The sequence below is a fragment of the Streptococcus cristatus genome, assembly GCF_003943515.1.
GTDB classification, from domain to species: Bacteria; Bacillota; Bacilli; order Lactobacillales; family Streptococcaceae; genus Streptococcus; species Streptococcus cristatus_D.
In genome coordinates this window covers 625,246-641,966 of sequence record NZ_RJPT01000001.1, presented here as the reverse complement: position 1 = coordinate 641,966, position 16,721 = coordinate 625,246, and the positions used below count along the sequence as shown (strand labels likewise).

The 16,721-nt window shown below is 41.8% G+C and carries 13 protein-coding genes and 1 other annotated feature; of the genes, 1 reads left to right on the top strand and 12 read right to left on the bottom strand.

Going from position 1 to position 16,721, the window contains the following annotated elements; translation table 11 throughout:
* Window positions 1–41: 41 nt before the first annotated feature.
* The 3 genes from pflA to treP form a co-directional block, all read right to left on the bottom strand.
* Complete coding sequence (gene pflA, locus D8791_RS03445; RefSeq protein WP_005590787.1) at window positions 42–839, bottom strand: pyruvate formate-lyase-activating protein; 798 nt, start codon at window positions 837–839, stop codon at window positions 42–44.
* Window positions 840–1,217: 378 nt separating this feature from the next.
* Window positions 1,218–2,843 carry an alpha,alpha-phosphotrehalase gene (gene treC / locus D8791_RS03440; protein ID WP_125446252.1) on the bottom strand — a complete coding sequence of 542 codons (1,626 nt, stop codon included), beginning with the start codon at window positions 2,841–2,843 and terminating at the stop codon, window positions 1,218–1,220.
* 62 nt (window positions 2,844–2,905) lie between these two features.
* The gene (gene treP / locus D8791_RS03435) at window positions 2,906–4,873 is read right to left on the bottom strand and encodes a PTS system trehalose-specific EIIBC component (protein WP_125446251.1); all 1,968 of its coding nucleotides are present in this window, start codon (window positions 4,871–4,873) and stop codon (window positions 2,906–2,908) included.
* 186 nt (window positions 4,874–5,059) lie between these two features.
* Here treP and treR point away from each other — a divergent pair, with 186 nt between their 5' ends.
* Window positions 5,060–5,773 carry a trehalose operon repressor gene (gene treR / locus D8791_RS03430; protein WP_125446250.1) on the top strand — a complete coding sequence of 238 codons (714 nt, stop codon included), beginning with the start codon at window positions 5,060–5,062 and terminating at the stop codon, window positions 5,771–5,773.
* A gap of 355 nt (window positions 5,774–6,128) precedes the next feature.
* Here the strand turns inward: treR and D8791_RS03425 are convergent, their stop codons facing one another.
* The 9 genes from D8791_RS03425 to D8791_RS03385 form a co-directional block, all read right to left on the bottom strand.
* Window positions 6,129–7,469: a hemolysin family protein gene (locus tag D8791_RS03425; protein WP_125446249.1), complete on the bottom strand. Its 1,341-nt coding sequence runs from the start codon at window positions 7,467–7,469 to the stop codon at window positions 6,129–6,131.
* 90 nt (window positions 7,470–7,559) lie between these two features.
* Window positions 7,560–9,206, bottom strand: a complete 1,647-nt coding sequence (locus D8791_RS03420) for a phosphoenolpyruvate carboxykinase (ATP) (protein WP_125446248.1) — start codon at window positions 9,204–9,206, stop codon at window positions 7,560–7,562.
* A gap of 97 nt (window positions 9,207–9,303) precedes the next feature.
* Window positions 9,304–10,428 (bottom strand): AI-2E family transporter, encoded by a 1,125-nt coding sequence (locus tag D8791_RS03415; RefSeq protein ID WP_062004497.1) that lies wholly within the window; start codon window positions 10,426–10,428, stop codon window positions 9,304–9,306.
* Between the two features lie 343 nt (window positions 10,429–10,771).
* Window positions 10,772–11,074: a DUF1827 family protein gene (locus D8791_RS03410; protein ID WP_125446247.1), complete on the bottom strand. Its 303-nt coding sequence runs from the start codon at window positions 11,072–11,074 to the stop codon at window positions 10,772–10,774.
* A gap of 99 nt (window positions 11,075–11,173) precedes the next feature.
* Window positions 11,174–11,626, bottom strand: a complete 453-nt coding sequence (locus tag D8791_RS03405; RefSeq protein ID WP_125446246.1) for an NUDIX domain-containing protein — start codon at window positions 11,624–11,626, stop codon at window positions 11,174–11,176.
* Between the two features lie 194 nt (window positions 11,627–11,820).
* Window positions 11,821–14,613: an isoleucine--tRNA ligase gene (gene ileS / locus D8791_RS03400; protein WP_125446245.1), complete on the bottom strand. Its 2,793-nt coding sequence runs from the start codon at window positions 14,611–14,613 to the stop codon at window positions 11,821–11,823.
* A gap of 52 nt (window positions 14,614–14,665) precedes the next feature.
* Window positions 14,666–14,869, bottom strand: a binding site (T-box leader).
* Window positions 14,869–15,654, bottom strand: coding sequence for a DivIVA domain-containing protein (locus tag D8791_RS03395; RefSeq protein ID WP_125382407.1), 786 nt, complete (start codon window positions 15,652–15,654; stop codon window positions 14,869–14,871). (Overlaps the previous feature by 1 nt.)
* A gap of 9 nt (window positions 15,655–15,663) precedes the next feature.
* The gene (locus D8791_RS03390; RefSeq protein ID WP_125446244.1) at window positions 15,664–16,449 is read right to left on the bottom strand and encodes a YlmH family RNA-binding protein; all 786 of its coding nucleotides are present in this window, start codon (window positions 16,447–16,449) and stop codon (window positions 15,664–15,666) included.
* A complete protein-coding gene (locus D8791_RS03385; protein ID WP_061910824.1) occupies window positions 16,443–16,718 on the bottom strand; it encodes a YggT family protein in 276 nt (91 codons plus the stop codon). The genes D8791_RS03390 and D8791_RS03385 overlap by 7 nt, the downstream gene beginning before the upstream one ends.
* Window positions 16,719–16,721: the final 3 nt, after the last annotated feature.

The window sequence follows — 16,721 nt, the reverse complement described above, 5'->3', positions numbered from 1 at the left end:
GGACTGGTTTCTCTCCAGTCCATTTCCCCTACTTGCATCACTTAGTTATTATGCACCCGATTCATGTATTCGGTGTAGGATTCTGTTTGCATCAGTTCCTTGGCATTCTTGACCCGGTCAGCAGTCGGTGGCTTCACGCCTTCCAGTGAATAAGGAATGCCCAGCTCCCGCCACTTGAATTCTCCCATAGTATGGTAAGGAAGGATTTCAAACTTATCAACGTTCTTGAGTGTTTTGACAAACTTACCTAACTCAATCAAGTCCTCATCACGGTCCGTTAAGCCTGGCACCAGAACGTGACGAATCCACACTGGCTTTCCAATATCTGAGAGATATTTTGCACAGGCCAAGATGTTTTTATTGGTCTGGGTAGTCACGATTCTATGCTGCGCCTCATTAATTTCCTTGATATCCAGCAAGACCAAATCCGTCACCGCCATCAGTTTATTAAACTTTTCTAGATAACGAGGCGTATTTCTAAAAGGCAGGGCGCAAGTATCCAGCGTACAGTGAATCCCCAGCTCTTTGGCCTTGGTAAAGAAGGCAATCAAAAAGTCGATTTGCAGAAGGGCTTCTCCCCCGCTGACGGTAATGCCACCTTTATTGCCCCAGAAACCTTTGTAACGAAGGGCTTCTTGTAGGATATCATCCACAGTCCGCAGCTGAGACTTGTTAGTCTCCATCTCCCAAGTATCTGGATTGTGGCAATATTGACAACGCATATGACATCCTTGCAAAAAGACGATGAAGCGGATACCTGGTCCATCCACTGCTCCAAAACTCTCCGTAGAGTGCACCATTCCTGTTACTTTCCCATAATCAATCGCTTCTTCAACCATAATAATCCTCTTGTACCTGAAAACGTTTTACTATAACTACATTATACCACGATTCGAGTGAAAATAGATAGATTCTGCCTATTTTTTAGAAAATAAACTGTTTTTCAGTTTCATTTTCATTGTGTTACAACAGATAGAGTTTTTCAGTTTTTCTTGAAATTGCTTTTCTCCGTTTCCAGCTTTCTCCATAAAAAAAGCCGCCCTAGAGGGCGACCTTTTCGGAGATTGTTATGAAAAAAAGTGCGGAACTATAGCTATAACAGCTGCTCATCTGTTAAACTAAAGGATTCCTTCTATCAAATAAAGTTAAGAGGTCTTCATTTGATGCTTTTAGTATACTGCACCATACTTAAAAGAAGCTTAAGCTGGTTTTAATCATTATTTCACTAGAATAGCTAACGTTTCATAGGGTTTCAAGGTCATAGTCGCGGCTACTGCTGGCTCCTCGTAATTCGAAATCAGCACCTGGCCATTTTGATAGTCTGGTAGGATGTCCACGGTAATTGGGTCAGCATAGAAGTTGTTAAAGACTAAAAGTTTTTGTCCTTGCCACTCCCGCTCAAAGGCATAGACCTGAGGACTGTCCTCATAGGCTGGCTGATAGCTGCCCTCTGCGATGATCGGCAGTTCCTTACGCAGGGCAATCAATTTCTGATAAAAGGTAAAGATCGGACCCTTGATTTCATTTTCCACATTGATGAGAGGATAGGATTTGCCCGCCTTCAGCCATGGAGTTCCTGTTGTAAAACCTGCATTGACTGAATCATCCCACTGCATAGGCGTTCGAGAATTATCACGAGATTTAGCCTTGATGATCCTGAAGGCTGCTTCTGGCGATTGACCTTCAGCAAGTAAGCTCTGGTAAGCATTGAGAGACTCGACATCCACATAATCTTCCATGGAGTCGTAGTCAGGATCCACCATGCCAATCTCCTCACCCATGTAGATATAAGGCGTCCCACGCGACAGATGAATACTGGCTGCAAGCATAGTCGCTCCTTCATTGCGGAAATTTTCTACATCAACAAAGCGGTTGAGAGCTCGCGGCTGATCATGGTTGTTCCAAAAGAGAGCTGACCAACCGTCGTGATTGCTCATTTCCTTGCCCCAAGTATGGAAGAGGCGTTTTAACTCTTCAAAGTCAAAGGCCTTAAGCGTCCACTTCTGTCCAGCTTCATAGTCCACCTTGAGATGATGGAAATTAAAAGCCATGGACAGCTCCTGCCGGTCTGGTGCGGTGTAAAGGATGCAATTTTCAATCGTCGTAGCACTCATTTCACCAACCGTCATAACGGATTCGTCTTGCCCAAAAGTTGCTTCGTTCATCATACGCAGATAGTCATGCACGATTGGCTTATCAGTATAGGCTGGCTTGCCATCCTGCTCTGGACAGTCCGCCAGAACCTCATCTTTTCCGATAACATTGATGACATCAAAGCGGAAGCCCTTGACTCCTTTGTCTCGCCAAAAATTCACCACTTTAAAGAGCTCTTGACGAACATTGGTGTTGCGCCAATTGAGGTCAGCTTGAGTGACGTCATAAAGATGCAGATAATATTTGCCCGTATCGCCAAATGGCGCCCAGGCACTGCCGCCAAATTTGGACAGCCAATCCGTCGGCTCATCTCGCAGGATAAAGAAGTCCCGATAGTAGGAATCCCCAGCCAGTGCCTTTTGGAACCACTCATGTTCAATCGAGCAGTGATTGAGAACCATGTCCAGCATGAAGTCAATACCATGCTGCTGACCAACCTTGACCATCTCTTCAAAATCTGCCATATCTCCAAAGATAGGGTCTACCGCAGTATAGTCAGAAATATCATACCCATTGTCCCGCTGCGGACTCGGATAGAAAGGATTGAGCCAGATCATGTCCACTCCCAGCTCTTTCAAGTAAGGAAGTTTTTCAATAATCCCGCGAAAATCTCCCAAACCATTGCCAGTCGTGTCTTTAAAAGACTTTGGATAAATTTGGTAGATAACCTTTGTTTTATCAAGTGTCATATTTTCTCCTTTTTTGATAAAAGGGAGGGGCTCAGAGCCGCCATCCCATGAGTTAACTATTCCTAGATGCGTTTTGCTGTCATCAACTTATCGCCGCGTTTGACATGGCTAGGATATTCTCCACTCATATCTGCTACGAAAGCATCCTGATTGGTGATAATGACAGGTGTTTCTGTCACGAGACCTGCAGCCTTGATAATATCCATATCAAAAATAATCAGTTTTTGTCCAATAGCCACATGATCGCCTTGCTCAATATGGGCTTCAAAGCCCTTGCCGTCTAGACCGACCGTATCCATACCGATATGCATAAGCATTTCCACACCCTCGTCCGATACGATGCCGACGGCATGTTTGGTTGGAAAGAGAACAGTCACCGTACCATTCACAGGTGACACCAACTCACCTTCACTTGGCTCAATCACTAAACCTTGTCCCATCACACCTGATGAAAATACTGGATCTGTTGCCTGACTGAGTTCTTTTACTTGACCCGCAAGAGGACTAACGATTTCTACTGGTGCGACAATCTTTGTTTCCTGATGGGCGAATTCTGCTTCTTCTTGAGCTGCAAATTCTGCTTGTAATTCTGTATCGTCTTCCGTTTTTGTGAAAAATCCTGCTTTGCGGAAGAAAAAGGTCAAAGCCATTGGTACAACGATTGCGACAAGCATCACTCCTGCAAATGGAAGCATATATTTTGCTTGGATAGAAAGAATACCCGGTAAGCCACCAATCCCGATAGCATTGACTGTGATATTAAAGGTTACAGAGAGCAGACCAGCAATAGATGAACCAATCATTCCCGCAACAAATGGATAGATATATTTGACATTGACCCCGAAAAGGGCTGGTTCCGTAACACCAAGGTAAGCCGAAATAGTAGCCGGCAAGGAAATTTGTGCTTCCCGTTCATCATGACGATTCATAAGGTAATAAGCAAAAACAGCTGAGCCTTGAGCGATATTTGACAGAGCAATCATTGGCCAAAGACCAGTACCACCAGCATCCGCTACCAACTGAGTATCAATCGCATTGGTCATATGGTGAAGACCTGTGATAACAAACGGAGCATAAAGGGCACCAAAGACAGCACCAAAGAGCCATTTAACAGGACCAGTCAAACCTGCAAGTACGACTGTTGAAAGTCCCTGACCAATTACCCAACCGATAGGACCCAAGACTGTGTGAGCCAAGATCAAGGCTGGAATCAATGATAAGAAAGGCACAAAAATCATAGATACCACTTCTGGAATATGTTTCCGCCAGAAGATTTCTAGATAAGACAAGGAAAGTCCTGCCAGCAAAGCTGGAATAACCTGCGCTTGGTAACCGATACGATTAACAGTGAAGAAACCGAAATCCCAAACCCAGTCCTTAGCAATTTCCGCTGCTGGTGTGGATGCCACGGCGTAAGCATTGAGCAACTGCGGTGACACCAAGCAGATACCTAATACAATCCCTAGAATCTGGCTAGTCCCCATCTTACGAGAAACAGACCAAGTAATTCCTACTGGTAAGAATTGGAAAATCGCTTCACCTGGAAGCCACAAGAAATGGTTGATCCCAGCCCAAAATTGAGACACTTCTGTGATGGTTTTCCCATCCAACATAGACCAATGCACGCCTTCAAGAACATTCCGAAATCCGAGGATCAATCCACCGACAATCAAGGCCGGAATGATTGGAGTGAAGATTTCAGCTAGAGTCGTCATGACCCGCTGAATTGGATTTTGATTGCTCTTAGCTGCTGATTTAGCTGCTGATTTGGAAACACCCTCGATACCTGATATAGCTGTGAAATCATTATAAAAAATCGGTACATCATTTCCAATGATGACTTGGAACTGCCCAGCATTGGTAAAGGTTCCTTTTACGACCGGAATGGCCTCAATGGCCTTAACATTAGCTTTCTTTTCATCACCAAGTACGAAACGCATCCGAGTCGCACAGTGAGTGACCGCTGTAACATTCTCTTTGCCGCCAATCGCCTTCAGCAAATCCTTAGCTTCCTTTTCAAATTTTCCCATTTGACTTGTGGCTGGAAATCATCCAGCACTCTCCTTATATTTTTGATGTCGCTAGTTTCTTAACTAGCTTACAAACTCAATTGTAATCGATAACAATCCTGTATGCAACTTGTTTGTTGTAAAAATAGAAGATTTCTGCTAAAATTTTGATAGTTGTATGGCAAAGATAATACAAGTGAGGAACTTATGAAGAAATACAAACAATTATTCAAACAACTTGAAAGAGATATTTTAGGCGAAAAATACCAGCTCGGTGACTTTCTTCCTAGTGAACATCAGCTGATGGAAATCTACCAAGTCAGTCGGGATACGGTTCGCAAGGCTTTAGCGCTCTTGCAAGAAGAGGGACTGATTGAGAAAGTGCGGGGGCAGGGCTCCAAAGTCGTTAAACAAGAACAACTAGATTTCCCTGTTTCTAACTTAACCAGCTATCAAGAATTAGTGGCACAGCATCAGCTTCAATCCAAGACCAATGTCATCAGCCTTGATAAAATCACTGTAGATAAAAAGCTCTCAAAAACAACCGGCTTTCCAGAGTACCGCTTGGTTTGGCGCATTGTCCGGCAGCGAGTGGTCGACAGCATCGCTTCTGTCTTGGATATTGACTATCTAGATAAAAGCTTGGTGCCAGATCTGACCAGAGAAATCGGAGAGCATTCTATCTATGCCTACTTAGAAGAAACCTTAAAGCTTAACATTGCCTATGCCAGAAAAGAAATTACAATCGATCATGTTAGTGACCAAGACCAGATCCTTCTGGACATCGGCCGAGACCAACATGTCGTTTCCATTAAATCGCAGGTCTATCTAGCTGATGGCCGCCAGTTTCAGTATACAGAGAGCCGGCACAAACTAGATAAATTTCGCTTTGTAGACTTTGCTACTCGGCAGAAAGAATGAAGTCGATGATTCAGCGAGCATAAAAAATCTCCTCTGTCAGCTAAAATCTAGCGAGCAGAGGAGTTTTCCTGTTCTTTGGTTTGTTGTTTAGTTTTATACGTTTTTTATATTTAAGAGATGATATGAAAAATTTATGAAATGTTGATACGAGAATCTATTTCTTGCTTCTATTGCTAGTACTGGTTAGGCTGCTTTGTTTAACTTGGAGCGAATGAATGATTTCTGATAGGTTACTTTTACTTTATATGTCATTGGACTACCCTCATTTCTTATTTGTTGAGACTAGTATAAGACTTTCAGCTTAAGCATTCCTTATAAAAATCTTGCGGAAAACTTAAAACAAAAGAAGCTGAATTTATTTTTCAGCTTCTTCATCTTCTTCAATCATTTCAGATATTTCCACTTTCACCTTAGTGACACGGCCATTTTTAACCTTGTCATTGGTCAAAATCAGTTTTTTATTCTGGCTTTCCACTTCATAGCTGAGCCGTTCTGTTGGATTTGGAATGGTTCCAACACCAGTCAGATAATAACCAGCAATAGTATCCACATCATCACTATCGATTTCAACTTCAAAATATTCATTAAAGTCATTGAGGGTCATCGTTCCTAAAACAATGTAGGTATTCTCACCGATTTCATGAACCTCGATAGCAACCTTGTCTGTTTCATCTTCGATTTCACCGACGATTTCTTCCAACAAGTCTTCGAGCGTCACGAGACCTGCCATACCACCATACTCATCCAGCAGAATCGCCATTTGATTTTGGGTATTCCGGAGAGATTTGAGCAAATCATCCACGAAAATCGTTTCAGGGACAAAGAGTGGCTCTTGCAGAATCTTACGGAGATTGAGATTGTCGAATCCATTAGCGAAGGCTTCATTTAGCAAGCGCTTGGTATGAATCAAGCCGATCACATTATCCTTATCGCCATCATAGACAGGAATTCGTGAGAAATTTTGCTTGAGGATACTTTCAATGATTTCCTTGGTATCATCCTGAATATCAACCATAAAGGCATCTGTCCGTGGCACCATGAGTTCACGCGCCACCATTTCATCAAGCGAGAAAATCCCCTGCAGCATTTCGATTTCATCTGCATCCAGCGTCTCCTCACTATTGGTCAGCATGTACTCAATCTCATCTCGGGTCATTTTTTCATCCGCATCATCAAACTTCATCGGCGTCATCTGACTGAGAAGATTGGTAGAGGCTGAAAGCAGCCAGACAAACGGACTGACAATTTTCCCGAGGAAGATAATCACTGGTGCAGTCCGAATAGCCAAACTATCCTTAAGATTCATAGCGATTCTCTTAGGATAAAGCTCCCCCAAAACAATGGAAATATAAGTCAAGAGAGCAAGGGCCAAGAAACTAGCAACTGCATGTGCCGTCTTGGAATCACCCATCCAAAAAGCAAAGATTTTCCCTAGATTATCCGCAAAGCTTGCCCCCGACAGGATATTAATGACGGTGATACCGACCTGAATCGTTGACAGAAAGTTATTGGGACTTTCAAGAACTTTTAATAAACGAACGTATTTGGCATCGCCTTCTTCGGCTTTCTGCTCAACGCGAGCTCGATTGAGCGACACCATCGCCATCTCAGAAGCTGAGAAAAAGGCATTTAGTAAGGTTAAAACAAATAGCAGTATTGCTTGCAATAAAATACTCTGACTGCCAGGGTCTTCCATGGATTCTTCTCCTAAAAATTATAATCAATTTTGATTATAACATATTTTTGGGATTCGTGCACAAGGATTTATGGGAAAGCGTTTTGCAGACTAATCCTCTAAGTCCTGCAAGACTTTTTCTAGCCGAGAAATAGCTCCAACAGGCAGGGCAGTCTTGGGATATTTCTGATTAAAGGCCAATAGAAAGTTTAAACGAACCTGCATTCTTTCACGAATGAGCTGTCTATACTTGTCATCAAAGCTTGGAACAGCATAGCCCTTATAATCCAAGTATTCAAAACCTTCCAAAGGACCAAAAGGCTTAAATTTAGCCTTACCGTCTACAATCTGCTCAATAATATCTAAAGATACTTCCTTTGAGATACCTTTACCCATATAAAAGCCAGTATTGATAATGTAGCAAGCGACCCCTGACTCAAATAAATGACGGAATTTCCGATAATCTTCCACCAATGGATAGACTCGGAAAGGGTTGGCATAAGGCTCAATAACCAAGTCTTCGTGCAAGCCAGTGACATTCTCAGCATTGGAACGCTTGGTCATCAGGGTGCAGCCCATTGTGGAAGCCATCAGCGGATCATTGATCTTAACCAGAGGTGGGAGAGAATCATCCTTCATAATCCAGAAGATAGCGTTGATGGGCTCATCAATCCGGTCTACTCGATTTGGAGTCGCAAAACGCGATTTGACAGTCCGACCATTCCCATTGCGGATGTCCTCGGTCACTAGCTTTTTCCGCCCATTTTCATCCAGCGTTACTCCACAGTTCTGCACGGTGACAAAGAAATCCTGCTCACTATGGCCTGTAGGATAGTCATTGGTCTTGTCAAAATAAGACGGTTCGAGGGCAATAGAGGAGCCATCCTTGACTGAGATAATGAAGGCATCGTCGTGGAGAACCTTGATATCATATTTATGGTCATGTTTTGCATGCGTCAATGTGGATTTTCCTGAACCAGATAGACCAAAGAAAGATGCAACATAGTCTTCTTTTTCCGTCTTCTGCTTGAAGATTTTCAGACCTCCGTGGCAGGCAACATAGCCATTTCTAGCAGCCGTTCCCCAAGCTAAAGTCAAGGTCGCCTTTTTCAACTCCCCGAAATAATTTAAGCCCAGAATAACGGCGCAATTATGATTGGTATCAAAATAAACCAAACCTTCTGGATAGTCTGGATGCTTCCATTTAGGGTCAAAAAAGACAAAGATATCATTTTCCTCATACTTTTTAGAAGCTCGTAGGCGGTTCTTAAATTCCTCATCCAAAATCTGGAAATTCAAGAGCCAGGAGTACAGGTTATTGATTTCTTCCTGAGGCACCATCAGGTGGGCGCAAACCATGAAGTCCTCATCCAGCCCTACAACTGCATCTGCCTTATAAAAGGTCCTCTGATGTGCTTGGTAAACAGCACTACGAACCAGAAACAGCAAATGCTCGTCTTCCTGTCGATCTCTGCCATAAATCCGTCTAGCCTTGGCAGTTCGGCCGACAACCGCCCCCGAATTAGTTAATAAAACGCGGGCATAAGAAGGAAGTCCCAGCTCCTTAGTATGAATCACTGGCATGTCCAGCACAACCGTTCCAGCAGCTACCGAAGCCAGTTGATAGGCTTCTTCTACTGTCTTGATTGCCTGCACCTGATTCTCATAAAAGGCTGTCTCTACAATGGTCTTCAAGGGCGAAAAATAAGAAGAATCTTTTCTTATTTCTTGCGGAGAAAATTTACGACGTGTTACCATAACGATACCTCCTTTATGCTATTACTATTATTTTAGCATAAATATCCAATGATGAACCATAAAAAATGCAGTAAAAAAGAGAAAGGCGAGCTTTCTCCTATTTTTTTATAATACCAAATTCTTCATTCTTCTTTTGCTGCTGAGCTTCTTTGTGATTATCATAAAGGTTGGCCAGGAATTTCACGATTTCCTTGAGGATAGAGTAAGTCGGAATCGCTACAATCATGCCCATAATACCATAGATATTACTAGACAGAAGCAAGAGAACCATAATCGTAATAGGGTGCACCTTCATAACGCTCCCAACAATACGAGGATAAAGGATATTTCCATCAATTTGCTGGATAATCAACATATAGATCAAGGCTGCCAGCATTTTATGAGGGTCAGTAAAAAAGTAGGTAATCAGCATGGGAATCAAGCCGATACTAGGACCCACATAAGGGATCAAGTTAGCCAAAGCCGAGAAAATAGCAAAGACTAAGGCATACTTGAGTCCAATAACACTGTAACCAATATAAGCTAAGGTCCCAATCAGCAAGGCGTCTATCGAAATACCACTGATATAACGGGCAACGGTCGCATTGAGATTGGTCAAGAGACTAGATATATTGAGCTTATCGCGCTTGAGAACTGTCCGCTCCAACATTGGTAGGAGCTTGTGACCATCCATCAGGAAGTAGACTAAAAAAATCGGGGTCATGATGAGAATCATGAGGGTATTGATGACAGCAGACACCACACTACCCAGACTATTGGTAACACTATTTAAAATATTTTGCAGAATATCTACATAGGACAGATTGAGTTGCTGGATAGTAGACTGAATATTTAAACTCTTAAAGAGGGGATTTTTGGATAATTGATTGACAAAACTCTGGATTTCCCAATAGAGATTTTGCGTCGAATTAATCAAACTGGACAGCTGGTTAATCAAAATTGGCAAGAGGTAGATTACTCCGACTGTTACTAGGCCAAAGAGTAGGAAAAGAGTGATTAAAATCCCGAAAATTCGATTGATTTTCAACTTTTTTTCGAGCAGTGTCACCAGAGGATTTGTAATATAGTAGAGAAATCCTCCCATAACAAAAGGAATTAAAATCGTATTGATAACGCTCACCACTGGCGTAATCATATCTCCCATCTGGCGCCAGATGAAAAAGATAATCGTCAGCAGCAAGACTTCACTGGTCCAAAACATTAACTTACTTTTATGAAACATCTTTACTCTCCTCCAAGTTATTTTACCATAATTTATCATAAAATAAAGGTGATTTCATAAAAGAAAGAATAAAAATGAAAACATTATTCAGTTAGGAAAGGGAAGCAATTAAGATTGGTGATCATCTTTCTCTTTGGTTTGAACGACACTAACAGATCAATCTTGTTGAAAAGGAATTTTTAGCATGACTGACATCCAAATCATTCTTTATCAGACACAAAAAAATCACCTGAAAGCAAGAGCTGAAAAGCGGAGTCTTTCAAGTGATTTTTGATATCACTTCCATCAGGAAGCAGATGATCAATTGATAATACTATAAAAGTTTAAAATCTTAAGCAGATGATTAGCCCTTAATCGGGATTGAAATCTCAATCAGACTATTGGCATAGATCGTCCGAATGGCAGAGGCGTCAATATTCTTTTGGTCAATTTTTCGTTTCAAAAAGAATTCTCTAATTTTTTCAATTTCTTGCTCTCGTATCGTACGATGCTTATTTGAAATGAGAATTTCGTAATGGCTAGGGGCCTCTGTGAAAATAACATCACTATTGCCTGCAGAATAAACCTCTACCAGCGTTGCATCCGTACTTTCCAACTGATTTTTTACTAATTCTGCGTGGGTATTCGTCGTATTTATAAGCTTCATTCATTTGCCTCCTACCTTAAATCGTCGCTATTATTATAACACGTTTTTCAGGAATTGTGAACGATTGCCTGTAATTTATATCATTTTAAATATAGCAGGCTAGTTATTCTGATATTTGCGCTTCCACTGCTCAATTCCCCATTTATGGCTGCCACGTTTCAATTTTTCAATGGCAAGATCTACAGGAAACCATGCCAGATTATTGAAGTCTTCCAGTGGCTTCTCCACTTCTTGATAAGAAAGGGCTTCGTAAATATAGGCAGGATTATAGAAATGCGTGTCCCGATGGCGTGAATAAAAATATTCGTCCGCTTGACCAAAGTAATCTCCTACCTGGATACTAAAACCAAGCTCTTCCAGCAATTCCCGCTCGAGAGTAGCCAGCTGATCCTCTCCTTCTTCCATTTGGCCTCCAGGAAGAAACCAAGCGCCATTAGGTGCCTGTACCAAAATAATATTTTCTTTCTTTCCATCCGGAATTACTGCGTAAACTCCATAACGCGTCACATACTCGACATTTTCCTCATGAACTCCAAAAACTGGATGGGTCATTATCTTTCCTCATTCCTTCTAATCTTTATTACTATCATAAATAACTTATACTAGCCTGTCAAGAGTTTAAACTTATTTTTTCAGTTTTCACAAGGAAGCTTAGCCCCTTAGTTCTCAAGTAGAAAAAGCCCGCCTCAGTTGAGACGGAACTTTTTCTACTAGCTATCAGTCAAACCTAGTCAGATTAGACTGGATTATTTTTCTTCAAACCCTTGAGCGACTGCATCCGCAAAGTTTTCTTCTACGATGCTTGCACAGTGGTCACAGATAACTGCATGGTAACTGCGTTCAGCAGTAGTTGGATCGATACGACGGCAACGGTCACAAACTTCACCTGCAGCGCGTTCAACTGTGAAGGCAACATCCTCAAAGCTAACTGCACCTTCTGGAGCTACTCCCTCTGCGATGGTCAATTCTGACACGATCAAAAGTTGAGCTACATTGCTGTCTACTGCTCCAAGAAGAGTTTTCACCACTTCATTTGGATAGACGGTCAGGTGTGCTTCTAGTGATTTCCCAATAACCTTTTCATTGCGGGCTTCTTCCAAGGCTTTCTGAGCCTGACTGCGGAAGTCCATAAAGGCAGACCAAGTGTCCAAGATTTCTTCTTGATTTGGGAAAGTCTGTGCTTCTGGCAATTCTGACAACTGAACAAAGTCTTCAGCTTCAAACTCAAGATATGACCAGATTTCTTCCGCAGTGTGAGGAAGGATTGGTGTCAAGAGTTTAGTGATTTTTACAAGAATGTCATAGAATACAGTCTGCATTTGACGGCGTTCGAGTGATTTGGCACCTTCAATGTAGACAACATCTTTGGCAAAGTCAAGGTAGAAGGCTGACAAATCAACGTTGATAAAGTTTACCAAAGCCTTGTAGATTGTCAAGAATTCAAAGTTAGCATAAGCATCAAGAATGGTCTTAACAAGCTGGTTAAAGCGAATAGTCATGTACTTATCAACGGAACGAAGCTCATCGTAAGCTACTGCATCTTGAGCTGGGTTAAAGTCAGAGGTATTAGCAATTAAGAAACGAAGAGTGTTGCGAATCTTACGGTAAGTTTCAGAAACTTGGCTCAAGATATCCATAGAGATACGCACGTCGTTGCTTGAGTCAACACTTGTTACCCAGAGACGCAAGATTTCCGCACCAAATTGTTTTTCAACATCACTTGGAGCAATGGTATTTCCAAGAGATTTAGACATCTTCTCACCTTTACCATCTAATGTGAAACCTTGAGACAAGATTTGCTTGTATGGCGCTACGCCATGGTTAGCAACAGATGTGATGAGTGATGAGTTGAACCAACCACGGTATTGGTCAGAACCTTCAAGATAAAGGTCAGCTGGATAAGTCAGATTTGGACGATTTACCAAAACACCATTCCATGATGAACCTGAATCAAACCATACGTCCATGATGTCTGTTTCTTTCTTGAACTCGCCATTTGGTGAACCTGGGTGGCTAAATCCTTCTGGCAAGAGGTCTTTGGCATCACGTTCCCACCAGATGATAGAACCGTATTCCTCAAAGAGTTGAGCCACATGTTCAATAGTCTCAGCAGTCATGATAGCTGTACCGTCTTCTGCATAGAAGATAGGAAGTGGAACTCCCCAAGCACGTTGACGAGAGATAACCCAGTCGCCACGGTCACGAATCATATTGTAAAGGCGCACTTTACCCCATTCTGAATGGAATTTCACTTTTTCAATTTCATCCAAGATTTCTTGGCGGAATTTTGAAACTGAGGCAAACCATTGTGGAACAGCGCGCCAGATGATTGGTTTCTTGGTACGCCAGTCAAATGGATATGAGTGAGAGATTTCTTCTTGGGCAAGGAGAAGATTACCAAGTTTCTCGATAACAGTTGGTACAACCTTGTCGTAGAATTGACCTTCGAACTCAGCACCTGCATTGGCCATCATAATCCCGCGTTCGTTAACTGTTACAGCAACTTCAAGACCGTTGGCAACACCAACATTGTAGTCATCCTCACCAAAACCAGGCGCTGTATGGACGATACCTGTACCAGAGTCTGTCGTAACGTGGTCACCAAGGATCACCAACTCATCTACTGCTGTATCCCATGGGTGCTTTGTCACGATGTGGTTCAATTCTTGACCACGGTAGGTCGCCAAGACTTGCACATCAACCCAGCCAAATTTCTCAGACAAGCTGTTCAACAATTCTGCAGCAACTACAAACTTACGAGCTTCGCCAGCAGGTTGAATAACTACGTAGTCAATATCCGCTCCAACCGTCAAACCACGAGAAGCTGTGATGGTAAATGGCGTAGTGGTCCATACGACGATGTAGGTATCTGTATCTAGAACGCCTTTGCCATCTTTAACTGGATTGGCATAATAAAGGGAAGTTGAAAGCAAGTCATGGTATTCAATTTCTGCTTCTGCAAGGGCTGACTCAGAAGACCATGACCAGTAAACTGGTTTGGCACCACGGTAGATATAGCCTTTCTTAGCCATTTCACCAAAGACACGGATTTGAGCCGCTTCATAGTCTGGAGTCAAGGTCACATAAGGATTTTCCCAGTCACCAGAAACACCCAAACGTTTAAAGTCTTCTCGTTGTTTATCTACTTGAGAAAGAGCGTACTCGCGGCAAAGTTTCAAGTACTCAACCAAGTCCATTTCTTTACGTTTCACGCCTTGTTTTGCCAAGACTTGCTCGATTGGCAGACCATGTGTATCCCAACCTGGGATGTAAGGCGCATAAAATCCTGACATTGATTTTGAACGAACAATAATATCTTTAGAAATCTTGTTCATCGCGTGTCCAACGTGGATATTTCCGTTTGCATACGGAGGGCCATCATGCAAGGTGAAATGTGGTTTTCCTTGGTTCAATTCTTGACGGCGTTGGTAAAGTTGTGCTTCTTCCCATTCTTTTTGCCAGATTGGTTCTTTAGTAGGAAGTCCAGCACGCATTGGAAATGCAGTTTTCCCAAGATTCAGGGTTTCTTTGAGTTTCATTTAGTCTCCTTGTTTCATCATAATTTTCAAAATAAAAAACCACAAACTTCTCCGAAAGGACGAAAATTCGTGGTACCACCTTTGTTTAGACAGGAAAAAGCCTGTCCCTCTTAGCCCGTAACGTAGGCAAACGTCGTTTCTTACTCAATTCAGAAACGATCAAGCAGAATGATAAATCAAACAAAAGGGATTACAGGTCTCTCACCACCACCTGCTCGCTGAAAATATTCTGTCTGATTTGTGTTTCTGCACTTATTATAAAAGATCTACTGGAACTTTAGAATCTTCATCCGATTCTGAACGTTTTACTGATTCTAAAATTTCTTTCTGTTGTGCTTGGATCAACTCTTCATCTATGGTCTGAAGCGTCTGTGTTTCTGCCAATTCTCGATTTGCTTGCTCAATTCGCTCTTGCAATTCAGCTATTTCCTCAGGTGAGAATTGACGAGTAACATCTACTTCTTCCTCAAGCTCTATTTTTTCACCAAGCGCTTCTTCAACCACTACTTTAAAGGCTTCATCACTGGTTTGGAGATAGGTAGCAGTCGGACGAAGAATGTCTTCCCAATCTTGAGAATCAACAATACTTAGTTGACTTTCAATTGTCGATTTGAGACGCTGATGGAAGACACGCGTTTTATTTTTCAATTCTTCTGTCTCAACAGCTACTCTTTTGGCGTTATCTGTAGCCTGACGAAGAATATCATTTGCCTTATACTTGGCTCTATCTAATAAACGTTGCGCATCTTGCTCTGCTTGCTGCACAATATTTCCTGAACGTTCCTGCGCTGCTTGTTTGACCCGCTCTGCTGTGTCTTGCGCAATCAAAACGGACTGACTAAGCGAATCTTTCATTTCATCAAAATAAATTAGGCGCTCTTCAAGATTGCGGATTTTTGCTTCTTTCTCATGATTCTCGCGGATTAGCTCCTCATAATCATTGACAATGATATCAAGAAATTCCTCAACTTCATCAATATCATACCCTCTAAATTTGGTCGAAAAAGCTTTATCTCTAATATCTAATGATGTTAGTGCCATATTTCCTCCTTATTTGCTAGGTAATAATTCAACTGTTAGTTTATGCTTCCCGTTTTTGGAAAAACCATTTTCTGTTAAAATCTTAAATCTTCCATATTTCCTAACGCTAATCAAATCCCCCAGAGAGAGCTGTTGGCTAGGATTATCAATGGTTCTGTAGTTCTGCTTCACCTGCTTCCCCATGATTAGTTCCACAGCTTGACTACGTGATAACTTAAACACTGTCGCTACCAGCTTATCCAATCTGAGACTAGAGACCAGAACATCTGTTGTTTTAGTCGCCGGTGCGTCTTGTAACCGATTTCTGAAATCAACTCTTCTTAGCCGAACTGGAACTTTAGCTATTTTAGAAACATTCGTAACGAAATATTCTTCTAGTCTTCTATCCACAAATACTTGTGCACGGTCATCCACGACGATAATATCGCCAAACGTCCGCCTCTCAATCCCTAGCTGATGCAAAAGAGTTCCCATAATTTGTGAATGAGTTACCTTGTAGAACTTACTTGCATAGGTAATCTCTAGCAAGACCACACCAAAATCTTCGAGTTCTAATTGATAATAGCTAGGTGCAATCAACACTTTAGCAAACTCACTTGGAAAATAATCTGAACTAGCAAATATTTGCACATCATATTGCTTACTCAAATTTTTGAGAATATTGACCTGATGAGGATTCAAAAAAGCAGTCGTCTCATAGCTATATTGATTTTCTACTCTTTGAAGCAATTCCATGCTTTTATCCAGAAAATCTTGATCATCCTGAGAATAATGCTGATAGATCTTGTTTACCATAGCAATAACAAGGAAGCGAGGAAGTGTAAAAATAAGGTATCAAGCACTCTCAAGGCAAAAAGTGCCACCAGAACGGTAAAGTCTAATCTACCAAACTGCAAAGGCAACCTGCGGAACAAACGCAAAAATGGTTCAACCAGAGAACCGACAAGCCTTCCTAGGGCTGTTTGGTAAGCTCCAGGGAACCAAGACAAGAGTGCATAGACGAAGACGAGAAGGGAGTAAAGATCAATTAGATTAGAAACTAATTTTAAAATAAAGTAAATCATTAA

What these genes read in the sequence shown, in the direction of transcription:
- pflA (WP_005590787.1), bottom strand. Translation starts at nt 839, where the DNA reads ATGGTTGAAGAAGCGATTGATTATGGGAAAGTAACAGGAATGGTGCAC.
- treC (WP_125446252.1), bottom strand. Translation starts at nt 2,843, where the DNA reads ATGACACTTGATAAAACAAAGGTTATCTACCAAATTTATCCAAAGTCT.
- treP (WP_125446251.1), bottom strand. Translation starts at nt 4,873, where the DNA reads ATGGGAAAATTTGAAAAGGAAGCTAAGGATTTGCTGAAGGCGATTGGC.
- treR (WP_125446250.1), top strand. Translation starts at nt 5,060, where the DNA reads ATGAAGAAATACAAACAATTATTCAAACAACTTGAAAGAGATATTTTA.
- D8791_RS03425 (WP_125446249.1), bottom strand. Translation starts at nt 7,469, where the DNA reads ATGGAAGACCCTGGCAGTCAGAGTATTTTATTGCAAGCAATACTGCTA.
- D8791_RS03420 (WP_125446248.1), bottom strand. Translation starts at nt 9,206, where the DNA reads ATGGTAACACGTCGTAAATTTTCTCCGCAAGAAATAAGAAAAGATTCT.
- D8791_RS03415 (WP_062004497.1), bottom strand. Translation starts at nt 10,428, where the DNA reads ATGTTTCATAAAAGTAAGTTAATGTTTTGGACCAGTGAAGTCTTGCTG.
- D8791_RS03410 (WP_125446247.1), bottom strand. Translation starts at nt 11,074, where the DNA reads ATGAAGCTTATAAATACGACGAATACCCACGCAGAATTAGTAAAAAAT.
- D8791_RS03405 (WP_125446246.1), bottom strand. Translation starts at nt 11,626, where the DNA reads ATGACCCATCCAGTTTTTGGAGTTCATGAGGAAAATGTCGAGTATGTG.
- ileS (WP_125446245.1), bottom strand. Translation starts at nt 14,613, where the DNA reads ATGAAACTCAAAGAAACCCTGAATCTTGGGAAAACTGCATTTCCAATG.
- D8791_RS03395 (WP_125382407.1), bottom strand. Translation starts at nt 15,654, where the DNA reads ATGGCACTAACATCATTAGATATTAGAGATAAAGCTTTTTCGACCAAA.
- D8791_RS03390 (WP_125446244.1), bottom strand. Translation starts at nt 16,449, where the DNA reads ATGGTAAACAAGATCTATCAGCATTATTCTCAGGATGATCAAGATTTT.
- D8791_RS03385 (WP_061910824.1), bottom strand. Translation starts at nt 16,718, where the DNA reads ATGATTTACTTTATTTTAAAATTAGTTTCTAATCTAATTGATCTTTAC.